The sequence below is a fragment of the Nitriliruptor alkaliphilus DSM 45188 genome (assembly GCF_000969705.1).
GTDB lineage: Bacteria > Actinomycetota > Nitriliruptoria > Nitriliruptorales > Nitriliruptoraceae > Nitriliruptor > Nitriliruptor alkaliphilus.
In genome coordinates this window covers 910,940-936,453 of the sequence record NZ_KQ033901.1, presented here as the reverse complement: position 1 = coordinate 936,453, position 25,514 = coordinate 910,940, and the positions used below count along the sequence as shown (strand labels likewise).

The window sequence follows — 25,514 nt, the reverse complement described above, 5'->3', positions numbered from 1 at the left end:
CGGCCGGTCGGGAGGTCGGGGCCGCGCCGCTCGGTGCTGCCCGTGACCGCGTTCGTCCTGCGTCGCCTCGGGCAGGCCCTGATCGCCCTGTTCGGCGTCTCGATCGTGGTGTTCTCCCTGATCCACCTCGTGCCCGGCGACCCCGTCCGCGCGGCGCTCGGGACACGGTTCGACCAGGAGATCTACGACCTCCTCCGGGCGCGGGCCGGCCTCGACCAGCCCGTGCTGGTGCAGTTCGTGGACTGGTTCGGCCGCGCGGTCACCGGTGACCTCGGGGTCAGCTTCCGCACCGGCCGGACGGTGACCGCCGAGCTCGGCGACCGGCTGCCGGCCACGCTGCTGCTGGCCGCGAGCGCGCTGCTGATCGGCGTGCTGATCGCGCTGCCGGCGGGGATCGTCTCGGCCGTCCGGCAGGGCAAGCCGGTCGACTACGTGGCGTCGTCGATGTCGCAGGTGGGGGTCTCGGTCCCCGACTTCTGGTTCGGGATCCTGCTCATCCTGCTGTTCTCGCGGACGCTCGGGTGGTTGCCGCCCGGCGGGTACGTGCCGTTCACCGAGGACCCGGTCGAGGCGATGCGCCGGCTGCTCTTGCCCGCGGTGACCGCCGGCGTGGTGACCGGCTCCATCCTCACCCGCTTCGTGCGCTCGAGCGTGCTCGAAGCCATGCAGGCCGACCACGTGCGGCTCGCCCGCGCCAAGGGGCTGCCGGAGCGCTACGTCCTGCGCCACCACGTCCTGCGCAACGCCTGGGTCCCGGTCGTGACCATCACCGGGCTGCAGTTGGCGACCCTCCTCGGCGGCATCGTGGTGGTCGAGGTCGTGTTCTCGTGGCCGGGTATCGGGCGGTACGCCCTGGACGCGGTCAACGGCCGCGACTACCCGGCGCTGCAGGGTGTGGTGCTGGTCATCGCCGCCGGGTTCCTGCTGGTCAACTTCCTCGTCGACCTGGTGTACGGCAAGCTCGACCCGAGAATCCGCTCGTGACCGCGCCGGACGCTGCCGATCAGCCCTCGCTCGAGAGGCCACGGGGCCGCGCCCGACCGAGGTGGCGCCAAACCCTGGCGCTGCTGATCACCAACCGCCTCGCCGCCGGAGGGCTGCTGGTCCTGATCGTCCTCGTGCTCGTCGCCCTGTTCGGCCCGATGTTGGCCCCCTTCGGCGTCAACGAGCAGAACCTCGCCGACCGGCTGTCACCACCCGACAGGACCTACTGGTTCGGTACCGACGCCCTCGGCCGCGACGTCTTCTCGCGCGTGGTGTACGGGGCCCGCGTGTCGCTCCAGGTGGGGGCGGTGGCGGTCGGCCTGTCGCTGGTCGCCGGGACCATCATCGGGCTGCTCGCCGGGTACCGGGGCGGCTGGGTCGACGCGGTCCTGATGCGGCTGATGGACGTCATCTTCTCCTTCCCCGTCATCCTGCTCGCCATCGCCATCGTGGCGGTCCGCGGCCCGTCGCTGACCAACGTGATGCTGGCGATCGCGGTGGTGTTCACCCCGATCCTGGCCCGCGTGGTCCGGGGCAGCGTCCTGACCGTGCGTGAGGAGGTCCACATCCGCGCCGTGCGGTCCCTCGGCGCGACCGACCTGCGCATCGTGCTGCGCCACATCCTGCCCAACGTCGCCGCACCGATCATCGTCCAGACCTCCCTCAGCCTGGCGTTCGCGATCCTCACCGAGGCGGCGCTGTCCTACCTCGGTATCGGGATCCAGCCACCCCGCGCGGCCTGGGGCGCCGACCTCCAGGCCTCGCAGGACTTCCTCGCCGCTGGTGCCTGGTGGATGGCGGTCTTCCCCGGCCTGTCGATCCTGGTCACCGTGATGGCCTTCAACCTGCTCGGTGACGGGCTGCGCGACGTGCTCGACCCGAAGCAGCGTTCGGTCATCGAATCGCGGGGCGTGGCATGAGCGCGGCACCGGCGAGCGTCCCGGAACCGGCGTCCTCGGCCGATCCGATCCTGTCGGTCCGTGACCTCGAGGTGTCGTTCGCCACCAAGCGCGGCCGCGCCGAGGTCGTCCGCGGGCTGGACTACGACGTGCACCCCGGTGAGACGGTGGCGATCGTCGGCGAGTCCGGGTCGGGCAAGAGCGTCTCGACGCTGGCGCTGACCAAGCTGCTGCCGATCCCGCCGGGACGGGTGACCGGCTCGGCGCACCTGGCGGGCACCGACCTGCTGGCCCTGCCACCGCGTGATCTGCAACGTCAGCGGGGACGGCACGTCGGGTACGTCTTCCAGGACCCGATGACGTCGCTCAACCCGGTCCACACCATCGGCCGACAGCTCACCGAGGGCATGCGTTACCACCTCGGGCTGTCCAAGCAGGACGCGCGCGACCGGGCCGTCGACCTACTACGCCGGGTCGGCATCCCCGCCGCCGAGACGCGGCTGGACGCCTACCCGCACGAGTTCTCCGGCGGCATGCGCCAGCGCGTGGTCATCGCCATCGGGTTGTCGTGCGATCCGGAGGTCCTGATCGCCGACGAAGCCACCACCGCCCTGGACGTCACCACCCAGGCCCAGATCACCGAGCTGGTCGAGCAGCTGCAGGAGGAGTTCGGGATGGCGGTGGTGTGGATCACCCACGACCTCGGCGTCGTGGCCGGCATCGCCGACCGGGTGCTGGTCATGTACGCCGGCGAGATCGTCGAGGAGGCCGACGTCGACACCCTCTTCGGCGACCCGCGCCACCCCTACACCGTGGGGCTCCTCGCCTCGCTGCCGGTCGTGGGTGACACCTCGGGTGCGGACCTCGCCACCATCCCCGGGTTGCCGCCGGCGCCGATCGACCTGCCGCCCGGGTGCGGCTTCCACCCTCGTTGCAGCCTGCGGCTCGACGCGCGGTGCGAGGTGGAGCGGCCGCCCCTGCGCGAGGTGGCACCGGGCCACCGGGTGCGGTCCTTCTACGAGGTGCCGGCCGACGACCCCGACCGGCAGCGCGTGCTCGAACGGGCCGCCCGACCGGGGGGTGGGCCGTGAGCGAGCCCCTGCTCGAGGTCACCGACCTGGAAGTGCACTTCCCCGGACCGCGGGACAGCACGCTGCCCTGGCGCCGGAGCCGCTCGCCGGTCCGCGCCGTCGACGGGGTGTCGCTGACCGTCCACCGCGGTGAGACCGTCGGGCTCGTCGGTGAGTCCGGGTGCGGCAAGTCCACCCTGGGGCTCGCGGCGCTCCGCCTCGTCGAGCCGACCGGGGGCCGGGTCGTCTTCGGCGGCCAGGACGTGACCCTGATGCCGCCGGCCGAGCTGCGTCGGCTCCGCCGGCGGGCGGGGATGGTCTTCCAGGACCCCTACGCGTCGCTCGACCCGCGACGGTCGGTGGGCGACGCGGTCGCCGAGGCGCTCGACATCCACGACCTGCACGCCGGTCACGAGGCTCGTCGTCGCCGCGTCGGTGACCTGCTCGAGCGGGTCGGGCTGCATCCGGACGTGGTGGATCGCTACCCCCACGAGTTCTCCGGTGGTCAGCGCCAACGGATCGGCATCGCCCGGGCCCTGGCGGGTGAGCCGGACTTCCTCGTCCTCGACGAGCCGATCGCTGCCCTCGACGTGTCGATCCAGGCCCAGGTGATGAACCTGCTCGGCGAGCTGCAGCGCGACCTCGGCCTCGCGTACCTGTTCATCGCCCACGACCTGGCCGCCGTCCAGCACCTCGCCGACCGGACCGCGGTGATGTACCTCGGCCGGATCGTCGAGGTGGCTGAGAGCGACCGGCTCGCCGCCGATCCCCAACACCCCTACAGCCGGGCGCTGCTGTCGGCGATCCCCGTCCCGGACCCTGGGCGCGAGCGGACGCGTGAACGCGTGCGGCTCGTCGGGGACGTGCCCTCGCCGATCGATCCGCCGTCGGGTTGTCGGTTCCGGACCCGCTGCCCCGAGGTGTTCGACACCTGCGACCGGATCGATCCGGCGCTGCAGGAGGTCGGCGGGCGCCACCTCGCCGCGTGCCTCCTGCACGGCGAGGTCGGGAGAGCGGTGACCCCGTCCCCGCACGAGGATGCGCACCCCACCGGGTAGGTCGCCGTGACCGATCACGATGAGGTCGGGCCCGGCGATGGGCAGCGCCGCGCGGAGCCGGCGCGCGTAGCGCACAGGTTCGAGCAGGTCGTCGGCACCGCGTCACCTGACGGCGGCGAGCGGCGCTTGACCGGGTACGGGTGTCCTGCTGGGTCACCCGATCGAGGCCCCGGTGCGTCCCCCGTGTACCGGGGCCTCACCCTGTCCTCAGGCCGGCTGGTCACGCAGCTGGTCGAGCAGCTGGTCGAGCCGTTGGCGTTCGTCCGGGGTGAGGCGTGCGGTCAGCTCGCGGGCCAGGTCCGCCCGGTGAGCGTCGAGCACCTCGCCGAGGACCGCGCGCCCGGCGTCGGTCAGGGCCACGTGGTGGACGCGACGGTCGGTGACGCAGGGTCGGCGGACGACCAGGCCGTCGGCGGCGACCTTGTCCACCAGGCGCGTGGCACCGCCGGAGGTGACCCCGAGCTGCTCGGCCAGCGCGGACATCGTCAGCTGCTCCCCCGGGGTCCGACCGAGGCGGAGCAGCAGCTCGAACCGGGGACCGGGCAGCCCGGCGCAGTCGGTGATGGTCCGCGCGAACGCCGTCTCGAGCCGGCGGGTGACCTCCAGGAGACGGCCGTAGGTGGTGATGGCCGGATCGTCGATGCCCGGGACCGGGGGACGATCGGGACCGGGACAGCCGATCACGGTGGCTCCTGTTCGTCGTCGGTGCGGGCGGAGGTGGTCCCAGCGTACCGGCCACTGCCGAGGAAGATATTGACAAGTCAGATTCTTCCTGGCACGGTACGGCTGTGGTTGACGCGTCAGACGTTGTGACGGCAACACTCCCAGCCCTCCGGCACCTCGGTGCCCGACGAACAGGACCCTCCCGTGAGCACCACGACCACCACCCCCCTCGCCACCGGCACCTGGACCATCGACCCGTCGCACACCACCGTCGGGTTCGTGGTCCGCCACCTCGGCTTCTCCAAGGTCCGCGGCGGCTTCAACACCTTCGAGGGCACCATCGAGGTCGCCGAGGACCTCGCCGCCTCCACCGCGCAGGTCACCATCCAGGCCGACTCGTTCGACTCCGGCGACGAGGGCCGCGACCAGCACGTGCGCGCCGCCGACTTCCTCGACGTCGACAACCACCCGACCCTGACGTTCGTGACCACCGGCATCCGTCACGAGGGCGGCAGCGCCTACGTGGTCACCGGCGACCTGACGATCCGCGGGGTCACCCAGCAGGTCGACCTCGCCACCGAGTTCCTCGGCACCGACACCGACCCGTTCGGCAACGTCAAAGCCGGGTTCGAGGCCACCACCGAGATCGACCGCGAAGCCTTCGGTCTGACCTGGAACGCCGCGCTCGAGTCCGGCGGCGTGCTCGTCGGCAAGAAGGTCCAGATCGTCCTCGAGGTGCAGGCCACGCGCGCTTGAGGTCACCGACTCGCGACGCGGCTCGGCGCTCCGGCGCCGGGCCGCGTCAGTCGTCACCCCGGACGACGCCGGCGACGGGACGCTCGCTGCCGTAGATATCGCTACGCCAGCCGCAGCCCGGCCGGGTCCGCAGCCAGCGCTGCACGATGGGTCGCGCCCACAGCGGGGTGCGCCCCCGCGTGGCCTGCGGCTCGGGTAGGTAGCCGCGGTAGCGGTAGCTGTCGATGGTCGCCTTCGAGACACCGGCGAGGTCGGCGATCTCGGTCACCGTCAGCATCGTCAGCACGTGCAGCTCGGGCGCCCACATCCCGACCACCAGGTCGCCCGTGTCCGGTGGGTTGGTCCCGCGGCGTCGCACGAAGACCCGGTCGAGGTCCTCGCTGCGGCCCGTCAGCCAGGCGAGCTCGGCCTGGCTGACCGCTCGCAGGGGCACCCGCGCCTCCTCGAGGTCGGTGCCCTGCTGGATGGCGAGGAGGTCGGCCAGCGTCAGGTCCACGGCGCCGGGCACGGGGTCACCCCAGTGGTAGCGCCACACCCCGTCGGTGTCGCGCCGGTAGGTGCCGTTGCAGTGCTCGAGCTCGCCGTTCACGTCGTCTCCTCGTCTCCTCGTCGCGGCGCACGCGGTGTGGCGCAGCCGCTCTGGGAGTCTCCCCGGCGTTGCCCTCCCCGGGACGCGGTGGGACGGCCAGGCGTCCAGCTCAGCTGGATGTCCCCCTGCCCGTTCGGCCCGCGAGCCCCGGTGCGGTTCCGGCCGCGACGCCGGCGACCTCGCCGGGCGTTCACGCGGAGGCCGCACCCTCCGGCGTCGCGAGGTCGGGCAGCTCGATGATCAGGTCGTGGTCGAGGTCGAGCAGCGCGGGCAGATCGCGACGCGACGTGGTGGCCCAGCTGCCGTCGACGACGGGGGTGTCGTCGTCGTCCAGGCGTCGTCGGATCGCGTCACCGAGGGGTCGCCGCAGCGCGCCGAGCCGCGCCAGCTCGTCGCGGTCGACCACGCGCCGGACGTGGGGGAAGCACACGATCTCCTCGCGGTCGGCGTGCGCGACCAGCTGCTGGTCGAGGCCCTCCACGACGTGCTCGGGTACGTGACGGGCGCCGTCCCCCTGGGTGGTCGCCAGGGCATGACGCAACCGGTCGGCGAGCAGCAGCTGCTCCTCACGACGCTCGGTGAACAGCAGCCGGCCGCGCTCGTCACGGCGCAGCAGCGGGTGGACGAGCAGGCGGTGGGCCAGCTCGTGCTCGACGAGGTCGATGGTGATCGCGCGGACGGCATCGGCGGTGTGGTCACCGCGCCGGCGAAGGTCCGCCGAGGCCCGGGTCAGCTCCCGGTGCTCGAGCGAGAGCTCGACCAGCAGGTCCGTCGGCTCGAGCACACGCCCCTCCATCTGTCGTCCCCCATGGTGACGAAGCGCGCGAGGTCCTGTTCGGCGAGCTGGTGGCTGCCGGCCAGCGACCCGACCCGGCTCAGCTCGACGAACCGCGCCGATCCTCGGTCAGCTGGCGGGTTCTGCGGGGTCCTCACGGGGTGGCAGCGGTGTGGTCGCGGGGCCACCGAGGATCTGTCCGTCGGGCGAGAACCGCGACCCGTGGCAGGCGCACGACCACGCGGCGGCCGCCGCGTTCCACCGGACGGTGCACCCGAGGTGGGTGCAGGTGGCCGACACCGCACGCCGACGGCCCTGCTCGTCGGCGGACACGGCGACCGGGCCCGTCAGGGTGGCGACCACCCGGCCCTCTCCGGGGCCGAGGTCCACCGGTCCCCGTCCCCCCGGTGGAGGAACGCGTCGACGCAGCAGCTCGTACCCGTCACGGGTGCTGGCGGCGGCCATCTTCCCCACGGCGCGCAGGTCCGGAAGACGGGTCGCGGCGAAGGGGCTGTCCGGCGCCCGCCCCGCCACGCGGTCGGCGAGGAGCTCGGCGGCGATCGTCCCGCCGGTCATCCCCCACTTGCTGAAGCCGGAGGCGGCGTGCAGCCGAGGCAGGCCCCCGATCAGCGGCAGGCGGTCGGCGGACATCTGGTCCATCGCCGCCCAGTGGTGGGTCACACGACGTGCGCCCCAGCGGTGCACGGCCTCGTCCGCGAGCTCGTGGAACACCGCCGTCTCGTCGCGCGTCCCCGGCCGCCAGCCGCTGGCGAGCAGGATGAGCCGCTCGGTGCCGGTGCCGCCGGCCGTGGGGGTGGCGGGGACCCAGCGTCGGCTGGAGCGCAACGGTCCGTCGATCCCGAGGCTCGGATCGTGGGGCACGTCGGTCGCGACCTCCACCGCGATGCAGGCGGCACGGTTCGGTGACGTGCGGGCGAAGGCACCGATCACGTCGGGCCAGGGGGTGAGCATCGCCAGGACCACGTGCTGGGCCTCGAGGGTGCCGGTGTCGGTGTGGACGCGCACGCGACCGCGGCGAGGTCGGACCCGGCGGACCGGCGTGACCTCGTGCAGCGTGGCGCCCTGCGACGCGGCGGCCCGAGCGACACCGATCGTGTACGCCCGGGGGTCGAACTGGCGCTGGTCGTCGAACCGCAGGCCGGCGCGGACGGCGTCCGGGACCGGGGCGTCGGCCGTGAGGGTCGCCGGCAGGCCGAGGGTGCGCGCGACGGCTGCCTCGTGCCGCAGCTCGCGCGCACCGGAGGACGTCAGCGCGTGCAGGTAGGTCGCGACCGACTCGAGCTGGCAGTCGATGCCGTAGCGCGCGACGGTGCGTTCGATGGTCCCGATGGCGGCCTGGTTGCTCCGCGCGTAGTGCTCGGCCACGCCACGCCCGTGTCGCCGGACCAGCTCGCCGTAGATCGCGCCGTGTTGGCTGGTCACCTTGCCGGTGGAACGACCCGAGGTGCCGCCACCGATCCGGTGAGCCTCGAGCAGCACCACCTCGTGGCCGCGCTCGGCGAGGAGCAGCGCCGTCGTGGCCCCCACCAGACCGCCACCGACGACGACCACCTCGGCACGCCGGTCACCAGCCAGAGGGGGCGAGGCCGGCCCGAGCGGCGCGTACGGCGCGTCGGACGTCCCGAGGTCGATCGGAGGGGCGGTGTGGTTCACGTGGCGGACGCCTGCGGGGACGAGCGCACCAGCCGTTCCAGGCGCCACAGCGCGACGATGTTGCGCAGGCGCAGCGCCGGTCGGTAGAGCGGTTCAGGCACCCAGGCTCCCGGCCCGGAGATGGGACGCTCGTGCATCACCACCCGGCTCCCCGACCCCCGTTCGGCAACGTGCAGCTGGATGGCAGCCCGACCCGCGGGTCGCACGCAGGCGAGGAGGCTGATGCGTCCGCCGTCGGCGTCGACGTGCTGCACCGTGGTGCGGTCACGCAGCGCGAACGGGCCGCGTCCGGTCTCGTGGGTGAAGCCCGAGCCGATGCCGGGCCAGCTCGGGTCGATGTCGATGACCCGGCCGGGCCCGACGACCCAGACCGGGAACGTCTCGGCGCGCAGCAGCACGGCCATGACCGCCTCGGGTGGTGCATCGAGGTCGCGGGACACCGTGACGCCCGGCCGGTCGGCACCCTGGTGGCTGCCGGCGCTCGCAGCATCCTGCGTCACGTGGCCACCTCGGCCAGGGCGGGCTCGGCGGCGGCGACCCGTTCGTAGGCCTGGAGCTGGGCATCGGTGACCCGTGGCCACCCGAACCGATCCAACGTCCGCGGCCGCGCGGCGGAAGCCAACGACGCGCGGCAGCGAGGGTCGAGCAGCACTTTGCGGAGGGCGTCGTACAGGGTGTGGGTGTCGCGGGCGGGGACGAGGACGCCGTTGGTGCCGTGTTCGACGCTGTCGAGTTGGCCGCCGACGGCGCTGGCGATGACCGGTCGACCACAGGCCAGCGCCTCGATGGCCGCGCGGCCGAACCCCGTGAACCACGGGACCTGGACCACGACGTCCGCGGCGCCGAGGAGGGCTGGCATCTCCTCGTTGGGGACACGACCGGTCAGGTGCACCCGGTCGATCCCGTGGTGCCGGGCCGCGAACGCCCGCAGCTCGGCCACCCGGGCGTCGGTCCCGAGCAGGGCGGGCGGCGGGCCTCCGATGATCGTGAGGGTCGTGTCGGGCACGCGGAGCGTCGCGGCGATGACGGCCTCGGTCCCGCGGTGGGGCGCGAGGTCGCTCACGGTCACCACGTTCTTGACCTCGCGGGGCCGTCCTGCCCGAGGTGGTGCGAACCGGGCGCCGTCGACGCCGTGCGGGATGGTCACCGTGCGGTCGCGGGGAGCGCCGAGTTGCAGCAGTTCGCGGTGCTGGTCGACGCAGGACGCCACGAGCAGGTCGGCCTTGCGCGTGATCTCGCGCTCGGCGGCGAGGCGGATCGGCGCGCCGGCAGGAGTCTCGCCGAGGTGACGTCGGTGGACGTGACCGAGGGACGGCAGGGATACGACCAGCGGTACGGGCCCGATGCGGGCCTGCACCGCGCGAAGGGCCCGCTCGGCGGCGGTCGCCGCGTACCAGTCGAAGGCGTGGACCAGTTCGGGCCGGCTCGAACGCCAGCGCAGCGCCAGGCCGTCGGCGAAGCGCTCGAGGCCGGCCGCGACGGCGTGCGCGTCGGTGGCGTCGTCGATGTCCACGTCGCCCGTGGGCACGGGGTCGGTCAGGATCTGCCCGGCTGCCTCGTCGTCGGACACACCACCGCGGTCGGGGCCGTGGACGATCACCTCGTGACCGGCCGCGGCCGGCCCCCGCACCGATCCGTGGAGCTGGGCGTGCAGTCCGGTGCGCAGCTGGCCGACTTCCAGGCGCCGGGGGTCGCACGCTCCCGTCACCATCGCGATCCTCGTCACAGCAGCTCCTCGGCCCGGTCGCCGCGGCGCGGGGCCGGGCGTACCGCCCGTGGCGCGCGGGTCATCGACGCCGGACGGTCACCCGAGCCGAGCAGCCGCCGATGGGCTTGTAAGCAGCGGAGGTCGCTAGACCCTGTGTCGTTGGACTGGACGGTCACCCGTCGTCCGGCCGTAGGTCCGAGGTGGCGCGGGCGACCCTGGTGGGTCCTGTCACCCACCCTGGGGTGCGACGGACCCGACCCTCTGGAGGCGCGCCGTGCCCGACAACGATCCCGCGAACCCGACCGGCGACGTCGCCAGCGAGGCGGAGCGCTCTCCCAACCCGGAGGACTCGGACACCCAGGCCGCGATCCTGCGGGAGCGTGGGCCCGGGGCCCACGAGGAGAAGATCGGCGACGACGCCAACCTGCGCGAGGACGACACCGCCCCCGGTGTCGACCCCGACGACGACGCCTGACCCGCGCCTGCGTCCCGGTTACGAGGACGTTTGACGCCGCCTGCGTCCCGGTTCCTGGGCTCGAGCCCAGTTTCCGGTGCGATCGGGCGTCGTCGAGCCCCTCGCCGTGCCGGTTCCTGGGCTCCAGCCCAGGAACCGGCCAGCCCGACCTGCGGTGCGACCGCTGCTCGGAGCGGAGCCGTGACGTCAGGCCACCAGGGCGAGCAGGAACGCGCCCCAGATGAGGGCGGTTGCGCCGCAAGCTGCCACCAGGGCCGGAGCCAGACGGTCACGCGGTGCGCTCCCCCGGAGAGCCGACACGGCGAACGTGACGCCGGCGATGACCAGCGGCCCGGCGGCGAACACGGCGGTGACCGGGTTGCGCCCGTTGGCGGCCCAGCCGACCCAGACCGCGACCGAGCCGGCCACGAAGAGGACGAACGGCAACGCTATGACGCCGGTCACCATGGCGTTGCCCGAGGTTCGACGGTCGGGTCGCTGGTAGGGGGTCATGCGGGGCGGTCGGTCCAGCCGACACTCGCCGGCAGCGGCCGCCCCTCGGCCAGGCGCGTGCGCACCTCGTCGTGAGCAGCCTCGAGCTGCGCGACGTCACGAACCCGGACCGTGCGCTCCACGCCGGCATCGCTGTGTGCGATGACCCGACCCTCGCCGCGTCGACGGCCGATGGTCTCCCACGCCGCCCAGTCGAGCGGGAAGGGCAACCAGCCGGCCCAGAACGTCGCTGCGGTGAGGAACTCGGCGCTGACGTGCCACGTTCGCCCCTCGGGGTCGGAGACGGGCCCGCCCCGTTCCTGCTGTCTCCGATCGGACGCATTGGCGGCCTCGACCCGACGCCGGTTGAAGGCGTCCGCACGATCCAGCCACCGTCCCACCGGTCGTCCCTCCGTGCTCGCGAGCAACATCGTGCCACGGGGCCAGCCTCGGACCGTGCGACGACACCAACGCGGGGCGGGACGGGAGGCGCACCCGCCGCGGCGCGGTCTCGCAGTGTGTCGGGATCTGGTGGTGGAGCCGATCGGAATCGAACCGACGACATCTGCCTTGCAAAGGCAGCGCTCTGCCAACTGAGCTACGGCCCCTCGCCCCGGTGACCCGGGGAGGTGGCCGGGAGCGTACCGACCTCGCGCCCGCGGTAGGTTCCGCCGCCGACGGGTGAGGGAGGCGACGTGGCCGGTGCACCCCGCGCAGCGACGACCGTCCCGAGCGTCGCCGCCGGCCACCCGGCGACCGTCGCCGCCGCGGCCGAGGTCCTCACCGCGGGCGGCAACGCGTTCGACGCCGCCGTCGCCGCGGGCTTCGCCGCCGCGGTGGCCGAGCCGGTCCTGTCGAGCCTCGGCGGTGGGGGGTTCCTGCTCGCCCGTCCACGGGACGGCGACGAGGTGCTGTTCGACTTCTTCGTCGACACGCCCGGCCGAGGGATCCCGATCACGGTGCAGCCGCGGATGGTGCCCGTCACCCTGCGGTTCGGGGCGGCCGACCAGGTCTTCCACGTCGGTCACGGCTCGGTCGCCGTCCCGGGCTGCCTGGCGGGCTACCTGCACGTCCACGGCCGCCTCGGCCGGCTCGCCCTCGACCGGGTGGTCGCCCCGGCCGTCCGCCTCGCACGGGAAGGCGTCGCGCTCGGCGCCGGCCAGGCCAGCGTCGCCCGCCTCGTCGACCCGATCCTCACGCTGACCGCCGCGGGTCGGCGCCGCTTCCACCCCGGCGGGGCGCCGCTGACCGACGACGCGGTGGTGACCGACCCGCAACTCGGCGACCTGATCGAGGCGATCGGTGCCGGCCGCGTCACCGGGTTCGACGACCCCGCCATCGCCAGCCGCATCGAGGAGGTCGGCCGCGCCGATGGCGGCCTGCTGACCGCGGCCGACCTCGCCGCCTACAGCGTGCACGAGCGCGACCCGCTCGTGGTGAGCTACCGCGGTGCACGCCTGGCCACCAACCCCCCGCCGTCCTCGGGCGCCACGCTCATCGCCCGGGCTCTCGACGCCTTCGCACGTGGCGCCCCCGCGCCCGACCTCGACGACCCCGAGGCGCTCGTGCGGCTGGTGGCGGCGCTCGCGACGATGACCCGCGACCCGGACGCCGGTCCGACCGCCACGGCGGGGACCACCCACGTCAGCATCGTCGACGCCGACGGCAACCTCGCCGCGATGACCACCTCCAACGGCAGCGGCAGCGGGGTCCACCTCGGCGACACGGGCGTCCTCGCCAACAACATCTGCGGTGAGGAGGACCTCCTGCCGGTGGGCGAGGATCGCCTGCCAGCGGGCGTGCGGGTGGGCTCGATGATGGCTCCGAGCCTGCTCGACCGTCCGGGGCGACCGACGGTGGTGTTCGGCAGCGGCGGCAGCGAACGCATCCGCAGCGCCCTCGCCCAGGTGGTGGTCCGGTTGGTGGACGAGGACCGGGACCTCGCCGACGCCGTGCTCGCTCCGCGGGTCCACCTCGACACCTCCGGCACGGTGCAGGTCGAACCCACGTGGTCGGACGCCGCGGTCGCGGCGCTGGCCGACCGGTGGCCCGTCAACCGCTGGAGCGTCTCGGATCTGTACTTCGGCGGCGTGCACGCGGTCGCCACCGACGGCCAGCACGTCGGCGACCCGCGCCGAGGCGGCGCCTCCCGGCGCCTGGACGCGGTGACGTGACCCACCGACGGCGACGTCCGGTGGGTGCCGGGCACCCGGCGCGCGTCACCGTCGGCGTCTGGCGTCACCGGGTGGGCCCAGGGCGGGGCGTCCCACGGCGGTCCCGCGGCGTGGCACCCTGGTACCTCCCGGCGTCCTCCGGGGTCCCCACCCCGTTGCATCAAGCGAGGTCCCCCGTGGCCTGGAAGCTCGTGGTCGTCGCCGTCGTCCTGGTGGTCGGCGGCGTCATCGGCACCAACTTCGGGTGGGCCTACGCGCTCGGCCCCGTGCTCGGGTACGCGATCTACCGCTACATCACCGGCAACCTGCGGGCCCTGATGCACGGCTCCAACTACATGGTCGACGACGGCGAGGTCGACGGCACCGATCCGCTCAGCGGGGACGAACGCACCCTGTTCTGGTGCGAGGAGTGCGGCACCGAGGTGATGCTGCTGGTGCGCGGGACGCCCCGGGCGCCGAGCCACTGCGGCCAGCGCATGCACGAGCGCACCGAGCTGCTGCGTCCGACCTGAGCGGCGGGTGAGCCCGGCGGCAGCGTGGCGTGGCCGCCGTGGCCGCGGTCAGCCGCCGTCGCTGATCCGTTCGGCCCGTTGCTGGACCTCGCGGAACGAGCCGCGTCCGGGACGGTCGGCGACCATCCCGTCCGTGGCCGAGAAGCCCCACCCCTGGAGCTTGACCCCGACGCGGCTGAAGCGTCGCACGAGGGCGCCAGCGCACGCCGGGCATGGTCCGGGGTCGGCCGCATCGCGGTGTGCGAGCAACCGCTCGGTGCGCGCACCACAGTTCGCACACGCGTACTCGTAGACCGGCACGGCGGCCCTCCTCGCGGGCGGTCGGTGCGGTGACGGTACCCCGGTGGCCCGTCGGTGCGGCCCCCGAGCGGAGCTGTCCACACCCCCGCGGGCCTCCGACCTGCGACGTCACGGCACCGTCCCCACCGTCCACAGACCTGTGGACAGCCCCTGTGGAGGAGGGTGCCCAGGACCCAGGTCCCGGCCCACCGCTGTGGATGGCCATCCCCAACCTGTGGACATCTCGGCGTCGAGCCTCGGTTGTTCGGACCGAGACGTGCGTTGAGCGCCTACCTCGAGGGTTCGGGCGCTCGCGTCACCGCCACCGGGTGAGGACGACGAACCCGGCGATGAGCACCGCGAACCCGCCGACCAGCCCCCAGTTCGCCCCGAAGATGGGCCAGTTGCGGGCGACCTCGTCGAGCAGCAGGTAGCCGGCGAGGATGATCGCCACCCCGCCGATCAGCAGCCCGACGCCGAGCGCCGGTACCCAGGGGGCCGACGGCACGGGGTTCTTGGGCGGCGGCGCGGTCTGGTAGGCGCGCGGTCGCTGCTTGCCCTTGCGGCGGTGCTTGCTCTGCGGCATCCGGTCCTCATCACCCGGGGCGCCCGCTCCCGGCACCCGCTGCCGGTGGAGGCTACCCGGGTACGCTCGCGCCGGTCCGCCGGGGGTCGGTGGGACACGAGGAGGGGTGCAGGCCGTGATCCGCGTGGTGCGCAGCGTCGGCTGGACGCTCATCGTCGCGGGCTGCGTCGTGCTCCTGTACGTGGTCTACCTGTTGTGGTTCACCGGCCTCGAGACGGTCACCGAGCAACGGGACCTCGCGGACCGCTTCCAGGCCGTGACCGAGGCCCCAGCGGAGGCGACGGAGGAGGCGACGGAGGAACCCGACGCCACCGTGGAGGTCGGGGACGCCTACGCGGCGATGTGGTTCGAGCGCGACGGCGAACGCATCGTGCACGGCGACGTCCTCTACGTCGTCGAGGGCACCAGCGTCGCCGACCTCAAGCGGGGCCCGGGCCACTACCCGGACTCGGCTGCGCCGGGCCAGGAGGGCAACCTCGCCATCGCCGGTCACCGCACCACCTACGGCTCGCCCTTCGGTGAGCTCGCCGAGCTCACCGACGGCGACACCATCCACGTCGTCGACCGGGCCGGCACGGAGTGGGTCTACGCCTACCGCGAGCAGCGCGTGGTCTCGCCCGAGGACGTGTGGGTCGTGGGCCACGATCCGCTGGAGACCGGGACACCCACCATCACCCTGACCACCTGCCACCCCCGGTTCAGCGCCGCGCAGCGCCTGATCGCCTGGGGCGAGCTGGTCGGTCCTGCCGCCTGACCGGAGCTGCCGTGCCCCGTCCCGTCCGCATCCTGCTCATCGTGCTGCTCATCGCGGTGGCGATCACGGTCCTGTTCACCACCGTCTTCCCGCGTGTGGAACAGATCCTGGAGCAGGACCCCACCATGAGTGCCCCGTCCGAGGCGCTCGAGACGGCCTGAGCCTCAGGCGGTGCGGTCGCCGAGCTCCCGGGCCACGGTCGCGAGCTCGGCAGCGACCTCACCGTCGACCGCCAGCGCGTCGAGCGCCGTCAGGGCCTCGTCGACCGAGGCCTCGACGTAGCGCTCCGCGGCCGCTCGTGCGCCGGAGGCTTGGAGCAGCTCGCGCAGCACGGCAGCCTCCGCGCTGGTCAGCTGCGGGTCTCCGAGGCCAGCCTCGAGCCGGGCTCGATCGGCCTCGTCGAGCCGCGTCGCCGCCTCGGCGATCAACAGGGTCCGCTTGCCCTCCGCCAGGTCGGAGGCAGCGGACTTGCCCGTCACCGCCTCCTCGCCGAACACCCCGAGCAGGTCGTCGCGGACCTGGAAGGCTCGCCCGAGCGGGTCGCCCACGGCGCCGAGCCCCGTCACCAGCTCCGGGTCCCCGCCCGCGAGCAGCGCGCCGATCTCCAGGGGACGTGCCACCGAGTACCGGCCGGACTTGAGGGTGGCGACCGTGAGCGCGAGCTCCCGGTCGGTCAGCCGGGCCGTCGCCGCGTGCAGGTCGAGGTACTGGCCGGCCATGACCTCCTCGCGGAGGACCGTGAACCGTCGGAACCCCGCCAGCAACGCCTCAGCGGGCACCTCGGCCTCCAGGAACAGCTCGTCGGCCTGCACGAAGGCGAGGTCGCCGAGGAGGATCGCGACCGCCTCGCCGTAGGCCAGAGGCTGGCCCGCCCACCCGGCGGCACGGTGCTGGGCCGCCACGGCGTGGTGCACGGTCGGACGTCCGCGTCGCGTCGGCGCCCGGTCGATCACGTCGTCGTGCAGCAACGCGCAGGTGTGCAGCAGCTCCAGGGCCAGCGCAGGCCCCATCGCCGCGTCGCGGTCACCTCCCGCGGCCGCGTGACCGAGCAGCAGGAGCGTCGGACGGACGCGCTTGCCGCCCTCCAGGAAGGCGGCGAGGTGGTCCCCGGCCGGCACGAGGGCCGGGTGCAGGGCGGTCAGCCGCGGCAGCAGCACGCCGAGCCGCGCGTGCAGCGCCGCGTCGACCCGGGCGGCCGAGGTCGCGAGCGCGGACGACGAGGTACCCAAGGAGGCTCCGAGGCTGGTCGACGGGGGACGCTACCCCGGCCGCCGGTAGGCTCGGTGGCCCCTCCTCCCGCCACTCGACAGGAGCGTCGTCTCCGTGGTTCGCGCCGCTCGACGTCCGCCCCTGCCTGAGGCGGGGACGCTGCCTCGACCCTGGCTCCGTGCGTACCCGCCGGGCGTGCCGCCGACCTACCAGGTCCCGCCGGTCGCGCTGCCACGCTTCCTCGACGATGCGGCCCGTGATTTCCCCGACCGGGCGGCGCTCGTGGTCGACGAGCGGGTCACCTCGTTCGTGGAGCTGCGCGACCGGGTCGACCAGTTGGCGAGCGCCTTGCACGAGACGGGGGTCAGGGCGGGCGACCGCGTCCTGGTGGCCCTCCCGCTCGGCGAGCTGGCCCCGATGGCGTTGTTCGCCGTCTGGCGGCTCGGCGCCGTCGCCGTCCCCGTCGATCCCGACACCCGCGGTGACCTGTTCGCCGCGGTCGCCCGCGACGCCGAGGTCGCCGCCGCGATCGGGACGCGCTGGGCGCTCGCCTCCCTGCACGCCGAGGACGCCGCGCCGGACACCGTGATCGAGGTCCGTGGCGACGAGTGGGTCCGCCAGCGCCTGCGCGACCGGCTGCCGCGTCCCCGGCTCGGGGAGCTCCGGGGCCGAGGCGCCCTGCGGCCCGCCGTCCCAGAGGTCACCCGCCGCCTCGCCGACCTGCTCGAGCAGACCGGTGGCCGGCGGATCTCGTCGTCGGTCACGCCGGCGGACACCGCCGTCCTCGCCTACCGGCCGCGGGCGCGGGAGCTGCGCGGCGTGGTCCTCACGCACGCCAACCTGGTCTGCAACGCCTTCCAGGGCCGCCTGTGGGTCCCCGACATCCAGGCCGGCCGCGAACGCGTCCTGGTCACCGACCCGCTGCACCTGACGGTCCCGCTGACCCTCGGGGTCCTCGCCGGCATGCTGTCGGCAGCCACGCTGATCCTGGTGCACCGCCCCGACGCGTCGACGCTGGCCGCGACCGTCGAGCGTGAACGTCCGACCCTGTGGCCCACCGGACCGGACCGGCTGCCGCAGCTGCTCGGGTCCAGCGACCGACGCCGCGACCTGTCGTCGCTGCGCGTGATCGTGACCGGCGGAGCCCCCCTCGACCCGCAGATCGCGGCCGACGTGCAGCGGCGCACGGGCGGCGCCCGGGTCCGTGAGGGGTACGGCCTGGCGGAGGCGTCGCCACTCACCCACGCGCAGCCCGTCTACGGCCGGGTCGAGGACGGGTCGATCGGCCTGCCGGTGACCGACACGGTCGCGGTGCTCGTCGACCCGGACGATCTGGTCACGCCGGTCCCCGTCGGTGAGCCCGGGATGCTGCTGGTCCACGGCCCGCAGGTCGCCAGCGGCTACTGGCGGCGGGACCCGGCCACCGCGGCCACCTTCCGCGAGGGGTGGCTGGTGACCGGGGATCTGGCCACCGTCGACGAGGGCGGCGTGTTCACCCTCGTGGGTCGGGCGAACGAGGTCGTGCGCCGCGGCGGGCAGCTGGTGGCGCCGCGCGCCGTGGAGGCGGTGTTGCGCAGCCACCCGGCGGTGCGCGCCGTGGCCGTCGTCACCGATGGTGACGACGAACCGCTCCTGCTGGCGGCCGTGGTGGCGACGCGGCGCAGCCGCGTCGACGTCGACCGCCTCATCGCCCACTGCCGTGCCCACCTGCCCGACGAGGCGGTCCCGGACCGCATCGAGCTGCGCGACGAGCTCCCCGAGGACGTGATGGGCGAGGTCGACCGCGAAGCGCTGTGCCGCGACCTGACCGGGAGGTGAACGACGTGGAGCCCGTACGCCTGCTGATCGTCGACAACTACGACTCGTTCACCTACAACCTCGCGCAGGAGCTCGGCGAGCTCGGCGCGGACGTCGAGGTCGTGCGCAACGACGCCTACCGGGTCCAGGACGTCCTCGATGACCTGCCCGACGGTGTGGTCATCTCGCCGGGCCCCGGTGACCCCTCCGACGCGGGGCTGTCCAACGACACCATCCGCGCGGTCGCCGGGGTCCGACCGCTGCTCGGGGTGTGCCTCGGCCACCAGTGCATCGGCGAGATCTACGGCGGTGAGGTCGTCCGCGCTCCGGTCCTGGTCCACGGCAAGACCTCGCCGATCTACCACCGTGGCGGCGGGGTGCTCGCCGACCTGCCGGTGCCCTTCGACGCGACGCGGTACCACTCGCTGGTCGTCGACCGCGGGTCGGTCCCGAGCGTGTTGCAGGTGACCGCCGAGACCTCCGACGGACTGATCATGGGCCTGCGCCACCGCGAGCTCGACGTCGAGGGGGTGCAGTTCCACCCCGAATCGGTCCTGACGAAGGTCGGCATGCACCTGCTCGGCACGTTCGTGCGGCGGTGCGCCGACGCCCGCGACGGTGCCGATGCGGCGGCCACGCCCGCCTGACCGCTGCCCGTCAGCCGGAACGCAGCGCCTCGATCGCCTCGTCGAGGGTGGCGACCCCGATGACCTCGAGGTCGTCAGGAGCGGCCAGCAGCGCGGCCTCCAGCTGCGTGCTGGGGACGAGCACCAGGTCGGCGCCGAACGCCGCGGCCGAGCGCACCTTCTCGGGGACGCCGCCGACCGGCCCGACCTGTCCCGAGGCGGACATGCTGCCGGTCCCGAGCACGGTCCGGCCGGCGATCAGGTCCTCCTCGCTCAGCAGGTCGTAGACCGTGACCGCGGTCATCATCCCGGCCGACGGCCCGCCGATGCGCGTGCTCTTGAGCGACACGTCGAAGGGGAGCTCGAGCCCCACCGTGGTCGTCTCGGCCAGCACGCCGAGGCCGACCTGGTCGGTGCCGCCGAGCGGGCGGAGGGTGACGGTGACGTCCCGTTCGGCGCCGGCGTGGTCGACGGTGAGCGTGATCCGATCACCGTCGTCGGCGGCCCGGGTGCGCGCCTGCAGCTCGGCCGCGTCGGTCAGGGTCTGACCGTCGACGGCCAGCAGCTGGTCGCCCGGCGCCAGGACGCCGGCGGCCGGGCTGCCCGGCAGGACGTCGACCACCCGCACCTCGGTGCTGAACCCCACCTCCACGCCAGCGGCCTGGGCGCCGAGGGCGCTGGCGATCTGGAAGGCCTCGGCGAACGTCGCCTGCTGTGCCTCGAAGAACTCGGGTGTCAGACCGTCGGGCGCGACGGTGGCCGCCGGCGCGAGGTCGCGTGCGGGGTCGAGGAGCACCTGTGCCGCCGTGTAGGGCGTGGCGTCGCGCAGGAAGACGGTCAAGAGCGCCGTGCGGCCCTCGATCGGGGTGGTCTCGGTGCCCGTCACCTCGATCAGCGGTGGGATCTCGGTGGGGGTGCCGGGGACGTACACGACGTACGGCAGCGGGACCACGAGCACCGCCCAGACGATCGCCGCCAGCGACAGGGCGTAGGTGATGGTCCTGGCCAGGGACGGCCGCGGTGCGCGGCCAGGACGGTGGGGCCGGCCGCCGCGCGGGTGGCCGCCGGCCCGATCGCCGTCCTCCGGGCCGTCGCCGTGGCGCGCGAGGTCGAGGTCGCTCACCGGGTCGCCCCGGTCGGTGAGGTGAAGCGCCTGGACCTCGGGCGACGCCCCGCCCCGGCGCCGAGCTCGCGCAACGCTCGGGCGGTCCGGCGCTCGGAGAGCACCGCGATGGTGCGTCCCTGGCTCTCGACCCGGAACCGGTCGTCGTCCGAGCGCAGGAACCGCTGGACCAGCGACTCGAGGGAGGTCTCGTCGGTCACGACGGGCAGCGGGGCCACCGGACGGGCGAGGTCACCAGCGGTGCGCACCGAACGGTCGGCCGGGTGCATCGCACGCAGGTCGGAGGGATCGAGCCACCCCACGACCGGATCCTGCGCCGGTCCGCCGGGGGCGGTGATCAGGATGTGGTCGTCATCGGACGCGTCCGGGTCGACGAGGTCGAGCGAGCGGTCGGCGGCGACCACCTGGGGCCCCGGCCCGAGGACGTCGGCGACGGTCCGACCGTGGTAGAGGGCCTGCATCTGACCGCGTCGCAGCTCGCTGCGGGCGGCGGTGAACAGGAAGACGCCGATCACGATCCACCACACGCCGCCGAGCGCAGCGAGCTCCAGCCCCCGGGCGAACTCGAGGAGACCGAACACCACGAGCACGATGGCGAACGCCTGGCCGGCCCGGGCGGCGCCCCGGACGGCACGGATCCGGTCTCCGGTCAGCCACCACAGCGCGGCCCGCAGGACCCGTCCGCCGTCGAGGGGGGCGCCCGGCACGAGGTTGAACGCGGCGAGCAGGAGGTTGAGGTAGGCCAGCAGCCGCGTGACCTCGATCACCGCGCCGGCGGCGCCCGCCGGCAGGAGCAGGGGCGCGCCCGCGCCGACCAGCCCGAAGACGGCCGCGCAGACCAGGCTCGCGTACGGTCCGACGGCGGCGATGACGAACTCGTCACGGGGGTGCTGCGACTCGCTGTGCATCTCGGTCACGCCGCCGAACAGCAGCAGGGTGATGCCGTCGACCTCGATGTCACGGTGCAGCGCCTCGAGGGCGTGAGCGACCTCGTGCGCCAGGATCGAGGCGAAGAACAGCAGGCTGGCGGTGATCGCCATGGCTGCGGCAGGGACCGTCCCCCAGGCTGGCGAGAACCGGGTCGTCAGCAGCCAGACCAGCAGCAGGGCGAGCAGGAGCAGGGACGGGTCGAGGCGGACCTCGACGCCCCTGATCCGGGCGACGCGGAGGGCACGGTTCATGGCACGACCGTAGCCCTCACGGGGGTCGGCGTGATCCGCAGCTGCGCGTGGGGGCGCGCCCTGGACGCTGCTCGGCGCGTTCGATGCGCCCCGTCGAGCGGACGGGTGGCCGACCCGCCCACGGGTAGGTGATGTCGCCCCTACCGGCGGCCGCGCCGCGTGGTTAGGGTCGCGGACATGATCCTCGATGACGAACGCATCCGTGACCTGCTCCGCTTCGACGACGAGAGTGGGGTGCTGTCCTTCTACGTGGGGATCACCCCCGATCGCGCGGCGGACCCGCAACCGACCGCGCCGCTCGAGCTGCGCAGCCGCATCAAGGCGCTGAAGGCAGACCTCGAGGGCCGCGACCCTGACCTGGCCAAGCGCGTGGAGTCCCGCCTCGCCGCGCTCGGTCCCGAGCTCGACCGACTGGTCGACCCCCACGCGCACGGCCGCGGCCGCGCGCTGTTCGCCGGCGTCGCCAGCGGCCGGACCGAGACGGTGTCGCTCCAGATCCCCTTCGCCGACCGCGTCGTGCACCACGAGGGCGTCTACGTGCGTCCGCTCGTGGCGGCCCACGACGAGGGACGCGCTGCCGGCATCCTCAACGTCGGCCGTGACAGCGTCCGGGTGCTGTCGTGGTCGGTGGGCGAGGTCGAGGAGGTCGCCTCCAGCCTGTTCGAGGTCGAGGACGACGTCATGGCGCGGGACAAGAGCGCGCCCTCGGTCGGCAACGTCGGTCACCCGTGGCAGGGTCGCGCCGACCGGGACAGCTTCGAGGCACGGCTCGACGAGAACCTCCACCGGTACCTGAAGACCGTGGTGGACGAGGTCATGGACCTCGTCGCCCAGCACGGCTGGGACCGGGTCGTGGTCGCGGGGAACGCCAAGCTCCGTGACGAGGTCGCCGCGATGGTCCGGGACGCGGACACCAAGGGCGTTCGGGTCCTCGTGGCGGAGGACACCTTCGACACCACCGCGCCGCACGAGGTCGCCGAACGGGTGTGGCCGCTGCTGCGCTCGGTCCACCGCCAGCGCGAAGCGGACCTCGTCGACCTGGCGATCGACCGGGGCCTCGGCGGCAACCAGGGCGCCGTCGGGATGCGCAGGGTGTGCGACGCGCTCAACGAGGGTCGCGTGCGGCACCTGGTCTACGCCTCCGACCTCCAGGTCGAGGGCTACCGGTCCAGCGAGGACACCCTGCACCCCCGCGTCGAAGGGGTCGTGGCCGGAAGCGATCAGCTGTCGCTCACGCGCGAGCCGCTGTTCGTCGAACGGCTCGTCGAGAAGGCCATCGCGACGGGTGCGACGGTGACACCGGTGGAGGACGGGGAGGCCGGTCCGCTCCAGGCCCACGAGGGTGTGGGCGCGCTGCTGCGCTGGTGATCTTCCCAGCGGTGGGCGTTGGTGGCGCTCCTCCCGCTCGCTAGGTTCCGAACGGGTCCACCCCTCCACAGACGACCGGAGGTGCAGGCGTGGCTCCGCGCCCGGACGACCTCCCGAACCACCCCCAGACCCTGCGTGCTGCTGCCGACGACATCCTCGAGCTGCACGAGCTGGGCCGCCTCGACGAGGCGCTCGACGCCTGCGACGCGTTGCTCACCCGGACCGTGGACCTCGACGATCCGGTCGTGCGTGAGTCGGCCTTCACCGCGTGGTTCGAGCGGGGGGCGCTGTTGGCCGAGCTCGGCGAGTTCGAGGCGGCCGCCGCCGCGCACGTCGCGGCCAGCGGCACGCTGCCTTTCGACCTGGCCGACCCCGACCAGGCCCACGAGCTCGCGCTGCTGCTGCTCAACGCCGGGACCAGCGCCGACGCCGCCGGGGACACGGCGTCCGCACTGGCGACCTACGACCGGCTGCTCGACCAGCTCGGCGGCGCGACCGACCCGGTGACCGCGGAGCTGGTGATCCGCGGCCGGGTGAACCGGACGGTGACGCTGCTCGGGCTCGACCGGGTCGACGAGGCGCTGGCGGGTGCCGACGCGTTGATCGCCGACCTCGACAGCACCGATCCGTTCCAGGCCGAGCAGCTCGGGATGGCGCACCGCATCCGGGCGGCGGCCCTGCGCGCCGGGGGCCGGCTCGATGAGGCGGTGGTCGCCCTCGCCGAGGCCGAGACGTTGGCCGCCGTCGCCGAGGGGGGTGCGCGGTTCCAGGCGGCGGCCGCTCAGGGCGAACGGGCGGAGCTCCTGGTCGAGCTCGGCCGCGCCGACGAGGCGATCGCCGTTCTCGAGGTGACGGTCGCCCGCTTCGCCGACGATCCGGACGTCGCGGCCGTCGTGTCCGATCTGCGTGAGGTCGAGGCGGAGCTGCTCGATGCGGCCGGCCGGAGCGATCAGGGGCCGGCTTCGAGCGGGTCGGCGTAGACCCAGGTGGTCCCGTCGGGGCCGTCGCGCACCTCGACCGCGGCGGCCAAGAGGGCGTCGCGGACGCGGTCGGCCTCCACGAATCGGCCATCCGCGCGGGCGGCGGTGCGCAGATCGAGCAGCAGCTCGACGAGCGGTGCCACCAGCTCGCGGTGCTCGTGCAGCCCGGCATCGGCGAGGCGGGCGAGTCCGACCACCTGGCGGCGCAGCTCGGCCCGGGCGCGGTCGAGCTCGTCGGACTGGAGCACATCCGTCGACCAGTCACGGACGGTCCCTTCGAGGGCGACGGTGACCTCGGCAGCCGCGAGCGGCGCGTGGGACGCCAGGGCCGCGTCGAAGGCCCGCGCCGCCGTCGCGACCTCCTCCAGCAGCGGCGAGCCAGCGGTCCGATCGTCGTGAGCCGCCTCGTCGCGACCCCGGGCCGGCGCCGGTCCCGGGTCCGGTGCGGCTGCGACCGCCCCGGTGGCGGCTGCCAGCAGCGCATCCACGGTGGTGTCCCCTCCCGCCGGGAAGACCGTCTCTGCCCCACCGGCCCGGACGGTCACGCCGCCACGCCCCTCGATGCGGACCCGGCCGGTCACGAGGTCGACGACGAGGGCGGTGTGCTCGTCGACGCCGAGGACCCAGGTGTCGGTCGGCAGCAGTGCTTCCATCGTGCGCAGCCGCGACGCGCCGAGGTAGCAGTAGCGCGTGTCGTGGGTCCCGCCCTCCTGGTTGTCGTAGTGGGCGATGACCGCGACGTCGAGGTCGACGGCACCGAACAGGTCGAGGCCCGGTTCCCAGCGCGGTTCCTCGCCGGCTTTGTAGATCTCGTAGACGGGGACGGCGTGGGCGCCGAGAGTCACGGCCGCTGCCGACGCGAAGACCAGCGCGTGCTCGCCGCCGGTCGTCAGCCGGTGCCGCAGCGCCGCCGGCAGGCCGGTCGCCAGCCACTGCCGAGCCAGGTAGGTCGGGCTGCCCGGCCCGGCGTACACCCAGGCCGCCTCACGGACCTGGGCGAGCAGGGCCTCCTCCGCCACCGGCGACAGGTCCGCCGCCCGGCGGAGCGTCAGGCTCTCGGCGGGGTACCCGACGTTGTGGGCGAGGTAGGCGAGGGTCCTGGCGGTCAGCTCGTCGGCGTTCTCCTGGAAGCCGTACGGCGTGTCGATCACGAGGCGGGGGCCGGCCGGGACGCCAGCCAGCACCCGCTGGTGGGTGGTGACCATCGTCGGGGTGGTCTCACCGGACCCCATCACGACCAGCGTGCTCACCCCAGGTCGCCCGTGGGGCGTCGACGCTCGTCCCGCTGGTCGTGCGCGCCGTCGTCGACCGCCGCGACCAGCTGCTCCCGGGCGCGGGCGACCCGCGAACGGATGGTGCCGATGGGCACGTCGGCGGCCTCGGCCGCCTCGGCGTAGGACAGGCCGAGGATCTGGGTCAGGACGAAGGCCTCGCGGCGGTCGTCGGGCAGCTCGCCGACCAGTGCACGCAACGCGTGGTGACCGGCGGGGTCGGGTTCGACCCCCTCGGCGGGATCGGGCAGGCGCCGACGCCGTTGCCGACGCCGGATCTCGTCGGCGGCGGTCCGGCGGGCGACGGTCAGCAGCCAGGTGCGGGCCGAGCTGTCACCTCGGAAGCTCGGGACCGAGCGCATCGCCCGCAGGTAGACCTCCTGGGTGAGGTCGTCGGCGACCCCGGGGTCGACCAGGTGGGCGCAGAAGCGCCACACGTCGGCCTGGGTGCGACGGATGAAGCTCGACAGCGCGAGCCGGTCGCCGTCGGCGGCGGCCAGCAGTAGTCGCGTGAGCTCGTCCATCGGTTCCC

Annotated in this window: 29 protein-coding genes and 1 tRNA gene; 14 read left to right on the top strand and 16 right to left on the bottom strand. The window is 73.9% G+C overall.

Features of this window, described 5'->3' with window-relative positions; translation table 11 throughout:
- The first annotated feature begins 42 nt into the window (after positions 1-42).
- The 4 genes from NITAL_RS04370 to NITAL_RS04355 all read left to right on the top strand — a co-directional run bounded on the left by NITAL_RS04370 (position 43) and on the right by NITAL_RS04355 (position 4,011).
- Positions 43-984 (top strand): ABC transporter permease, encoded by a 942-nt coding sequence (locus tag NITAL_RS04370; protein ID WP_052669408.1) that lies wholly within the window; start codon positions 43-45, stop codon positions 982-984.
- A 74-nt stretch (positions 985-1,058) separates the two neighbouring features.
- Positions 1,059-1,904, top strand: coding sequence for an ABC transporter permease subunit (locus tag NITAL_RS04365; protein WP_052669406.1), 846 nt, complete (start codon positions 1,059-1,061; stop codon positions 1,902-1,904).
- Positions 1,901-2,974 (top strand): ABC transporter ATP-binding protein, encoded by a 1,074-nt coding sequence (locus NITAL_RS04360; RefSeq protein ID WP_052664944.1) that lies wholly within the window; start codon positions 1,901-1,903, stop codon positions 2,972-2,974. Before NITAL_RS04365 ends, NITAL_RS04360 begins: the two co-directional genes overlap by 4 nt.
- Entirely contained in the window at positions 2,971-4,011 is a 1,041-nt protein-coding gene (locus tag NITAL_RS04355) for an ABC transporter ATP-binding protein (RefSeq protein ID WP_052664943.1), read from the top strand. The genes NITAL_RS04360 and NITAL_RS04355 overlap by 4 nt, the downstream gene beginning before the upstream one ends.
- Positions 4,012-4,218: 207 nt before the next feature.
- On the opposite strand, the gene NITAL_RS27780 is transcribed toward NITAL_RS04355, so the two are convergent.
- On the bottom strand, positions 4,219-4,695 hold the full coding sequence (locus NITAL_RS27780) for a MarR family winged helix-turn-helix transcriptional regulator (protein WP_052664942.1): 477 nt from the start codon (positions 4,693-4,695) through the stop codon (positions 4,219-4,221).
- 183 nt (positions 4,696-4,878) lie between these two features.
- Between NITAL_RS27780 and NITAL_RS04345 the strand changes: the two genes are divergently transcribed.
- On the top strand, positions 4,879-5,430 hold the full coding sequence (locus NITAL_RS04345) for a YceI family protein (protein WP_052664941.1): 552 nt from the start codon (positions 4,879-4,881) through the stop codon (positions 5,428-5,430).
- A gap of 46 nt (positions 5,431-5,476) precedes the next feature.
- On the opposite strand, the gene NITAL_RS04340 is transcribed toward NITAL_RS04345, so the two are convergent.
- The 5 genes from NITAL_RS04340 to NITAL_RS04320 all read right to left on the bottom strand — a co-directional run bounded on the left by NITAL_RS04340 (position 5,477) and on the right by NITAL_RS04320 (position 10,194).
- Positions 5,477-6,019 carry a helix-turn-helix transcriptional regulator gene (locus tag NITAL_RS04340; protein ID WP_052664940.1) on the bottom strand — a complete coding sequence of 181 codons (543 nt, stop codon included), beginning with the start codon at positions 6,017-6,019 and terminating at the stop codon, positions 5,477-5,479.
- A gap of 190 nt (positions 6,020-6,209) precedes the next feature.
- Entirely contained in the window at positions 6,210-6,803 is a 594-nt protein-coding gene (locus NITAL_RS04335) for a hypothetical protein (RefSeq protein ID WP_052664939.1), read from the bottom strand.
- Positions 6,804-6,923: 120 nt separating this feature from the next.
- A complete protein-coding gene (locus NITAL_RS04330) occupies positions 6,924-8,468 on the bottom strand; it encodes an FAD-dependent oxidoreductase (RefSeq protein WP_052664938.1) in 1,545 nt (514 codons plus the stop codon).
- On the bottom strand, positions 8,465-8,968 hold the full coding sequence (locus tag NITAL_RS04325; protein WP_052664937.1) for an SRPBCC family protein: 504 nt from the start codon (positions 8,966-8,968) through the stop codon (positions 8,465-8,467). The genes NITAL_RS04330 and NITAL_RS04325 overlap by 4 nt, the downstream gene beginning before the upstream one ends.
- A complete protein-coding gene (locus NITAL_RS04320; protein ID WP_052664936.1) occupies positions 8,965-10,194 on the bottom strand; it encodes a glycosyltransferase in 1,230 nt (409 codons plus the stop codon). The genes NITAL_RS04325 and NITAL_RS04320 overlap by 4 nt, the downstream gene beginning before the upstream one ends.
- 256 nt (positions 10,195-10,450) lie before the next feature.
- Here NITAL_RS04320 and NITAL_RS04315 point away from each other — a divergent pair, with 256 nt between their 5' ends.
- The gene (locus NITAL_RS04315) at positions 10,451-10,651 is read left to right on the top strand and encodes a hypothetical protein (protein WP_052664935.1); all 201 of its coding nucleotides are present in this window, start codon (positions 10,451-10,453) and stop codon (positions 10,649-10,651) included.
- A 186-nt stretch (positions 10,652-10,837) separates the two neighbouring features.
- Here the strand turns inward: NITAL_RS04315 and NITAL_RS04310 are convergent, their stop codons facing one another.
- The 3 genes from NITAL_RS04310 to NITAL_RS04300 form a co-directional block, all read right to left on the bottom strand.
- A complete protein-coding gene (locus NITAL_RS04310) occupies positions 10,838-11,143 on the bottom strand; it encodes a hypothetical protein (RefSeq protein ID WP_052664934.1) in 306 nt (101 codons plus the stop codon).
- Entirely contained in the window at positions 11,140-11,523 is a 384-nt protein-coding gene (locus NITAL_RS04305; protein WP_052664933.1) for a hypothetical protein, read from the bottom strand. The genes NITAL_RS04310 and NITAL_RS04305 overlap by 4 nt, the downstream gene beginning before the upstream one ends.
- A gap of 131 nt (positions 11,524-11,654) precedes the next feature.
- Positions 11,655-11,730 (bottom strand) — tRNA-Ala (locus NITAL_RS04300).
- A gap of 87 nt (positions 11,731-11,817) precedes the next feature.
- On the opposite strand from NITAL_RS04300, the gene NITAL_RS04295 reads away from it, so the two are divergent.
- Together NITAL_RS04295 and NITAL_RS04290 are read left to right on the top strand one after the other, a co-directional pair.
- Positions 11,818-13,296: a gamma-glutamyltransferase gene (locus NITAL_RS04295; protein ID WP_052664932.1), complete on the top strand. Its 1,479-nt coding sequence runs from the start codon at positions 11,818-11,820 to the stop codon at positions 13,294-13,296.
- Positions 13,297-13,472: 176 nt separating this feature from the next.
- Positions 13,473-13,808 carry a hypothetical protein gene (locus NITAL_RS04290; RefSeq protein ID WP_052664931.1) on the top strand — a complete coding sequence of 112 codons (336 nt, stop codon included), beginning with the start codon at positions 13,473-13,475 and terminating at the stop codon, positions 13,806-13,808.
- A gap of 48 nt (positions 13,809-13,856) precedes the next feature.
- Here the strand turns inward: NITAL_RS04290 and NITAL_RS04285 are convergent, their stop codons facing one another.
- Positions 13,857-14,108 carry an FmdB family zinc ribbon protein gene (locus NITAL_RS04285; protein ID WP_052664930.1) on the bottom strand — a complete coding sequence of 84 codons (252 nt, stop codon included), beginning with the start codon at positions 14,106-14,108 and terminating at the stop codon, positions 13,857-13,859.
- Between the two features lie 295 nt (positions 14,109-14,403).
- Entirely contained in the window at positions 14,404-14,673 is a 270-nt protein-coding gene (locus NITAL_RS27775; RefSeq protein WP_052664929.1) for a cell division protein CrgA, read from the bottom strand.
- 106 nt (positions 14,674-14,779) lie between these two features.
- On the opposite strand from NITAL_RS27775, the gene NITAL_RS04275 reads away from it, so the two are divergent.
- A complete protein-coding gene (locus NITAL_RS04275) occupies positions 14,780-15,427 on the top strand; it encodes a class E sortase (RefSeq protein ID WP_052664928.1) in 648 nt (215 codons plus the stop codon).
- A gap of 11 nt (positions 15,428-15,438) precedes the next feature.
- Positions 15,439-15,588 (top strand): hypothetical protein, encoded by a 150-nt coding sequence (locus NITAL_RS26995; protein ID WP_157041609.1) that lies wholly within the window; start codon positions 15,439-15,441, stop codon positions 15,586-15,588.
- A 3-nt stretch (positions 15,589-15,591) separates the two neighbouring features.
- On the opposite strand, the gene NITAL_RS04270 is transcribed toward NITAL_RS26995, so the two are convergent.
- Positions 15,592-16,656, bottom strand: a complete 1,065-nt coding sequence (locus NITAL_RS04270) for a polyprenyl synthetase family protein (protein ID WP_052664927.1) — start codon at positions 16,654-16,656, stop codon at positions 15,592-15,594.
- A gap of 175 nt (positions 16,657-16,831) precedes the next feature.
- Here NITAL_RS04270 and NITAL_RS04265 point away from each other — a divergent pair, with 175 nt between their 5' ends.
- Positions 16,832-18,454: an AMP-binding protein gene (locus NITAL_RS04265; protein ID WP_157041608.1), complete on the top strand. Its 1,623-nt coding sequence runs from the start codon at positions 16,832-16,834 to the stop codon at positions 18,452-18,454.
- Positions 18,451-19,080 (top strand): glutamine amidotransferase-related protein, encoded by a 630-nt coding sequence (locus tag NITAL_RS04260; protein WP_052669405.1) that lies wholly within the window; start codon positions 18,451-18,453, stop codon positions 19,078-19,080. The genes NITAL_RS04265 and NITAL_RS04260 overlap by 4 nt, the downstream gene beginning before the upstream one ends.
- 10 nt (positions 19,081-19,090) lie before the next feature.
- On the opposite strand, the gene NITAL_RS04255 is transcribed toward NITAL_RS04260, so the two are convergent.
- Entirely contained in the window at positions 19,091-20,182 is a 1,092-nt protein-coding gene (locus NITAL_RS04255) for a PDZ domain-containing protein (RefSeq protein WP_052664925.1), read from the bottom strand.
- Positions 20,179-21,363 (bottom strand): site-2 protease family protein, encoded by a 1,185-nt coding sequence (locus NITAL_RS04250; RefSeq protein ID WP_052664924.1) that lies wholly within the window; start codon positions 21,361-21,363, stop codon positions 20,179-20,181. Before NITAL_RS04250 ends, NITAL_RS04255 begins: the two co-directional genes overlap by 4 nt.
- 177 nt (positions 21,364-21,540) lie before the next feature.
- Between NITAL_RS04250 and NITAL_RS04245 the strand changes: the two genes are divergently transcribed.
- Positions 21,541-22,731 carry a VLRF1 family aeRF1-type release factor gene (locus NITAL_RS04245; protein WP_052664923.1) on the top strand — a complete coding sequence of 397 codons (1,191 nt, stop codon included), beginning with the start codon at positions 21,541-21,543 and terminating at the stop codon, positions 22,729-22,731.
- A gap of 89 nt (positions 22,732-22,820) precedes the next feature.
- Positions 22,821-23,711 carry a tetratricopeptide repeat protein gene (locus NITAL_RS04240; RefSeq protein WP_052664922.1) on the top strand — a complete coding sequence of 297 codons (891 nt, stop codon included), beginning with the start codon at positions 22,821-22,823 and terminating at the stop codon, positions 23,709-23,711.
- Here the strand turns inward: NITAL_RS04240 and NITAL_RS04235 are convergent.
- Positions 23,681-24,961: a hypothetical protein gene (locus tag NITAL_RS04235; protein WP_052664921.1), complete on the bottom strand. Its 1,281-nt coding sequence runs from the start codon at positions 24,959-24,961 to the stop codon at positions 23,681-23,683. The genes NITAL_RS04240 and NITAL_RS04235 overlap by 31 nt on opposite strands.
- Positions 24,958-25,506 carry a sigma-70 family RNA polymerase sigma factor gene (locus tag NITAL_RS04230; RefSeq protein WP_052669404.1) on the bottom strand — a complete coding sequence of 183 codons (549 nt, stop codon included), beginning with the start codon at positions 25,504-25,506 and terminating at the stop codon, positions 24,958-24,960. Before NITAL_RS04230 ends, NITAL_RS04235 begins: the two co-directional genes overlap by 4 nt.
- Positions 25,507-25,514 lie beyond the last annotated feature (8 nt).

Coding starts and splice junctions, on each gene's coding strand:
- NITAL_RS04360 (WP_052664944.1), top strand. CDS start 1,901: ATGAGCGCGGCACCGGCGAGCGTCCCGGAACCGGCGTCCTCGGCCGAT.
- NITAL_RS04310 (WP_052664934.1), bottom strand. CDS start 11,143: ATGACCCCCTACCAGCGACCCGACCGTCGAACCTCGGGCAACGCCATG.
- NITAL_RS27775 (WP_052664929.1), bottom strand. CDS start 14,673: ATGCCGCAGAGCAAGCACCGCCGCAAGGGCAAGCAGCGACCGCGCGCC.
- NITAL_RS04250 (WP_052664924.1), bottom strand. CDS start 21,363: ATGAACCGTGCCCTCCGCGTCGCCCGGATCAGGGGCGTCGAGGTCCGC.
- NITAL_RS04245 (WP_052664923.1), top strand. CDS start 21,541: ATGATCCTCGATGACGAACGCATCCGTGACCTGCTCCGCTTCGACGAC.
- NITAL_RS04230 (WP_052669404.1), bottom strand. CDS start 25,506: ATGGACGAGCTCACGCGACTACTGCTGGCCGCCGCCGACGGCGACCGG.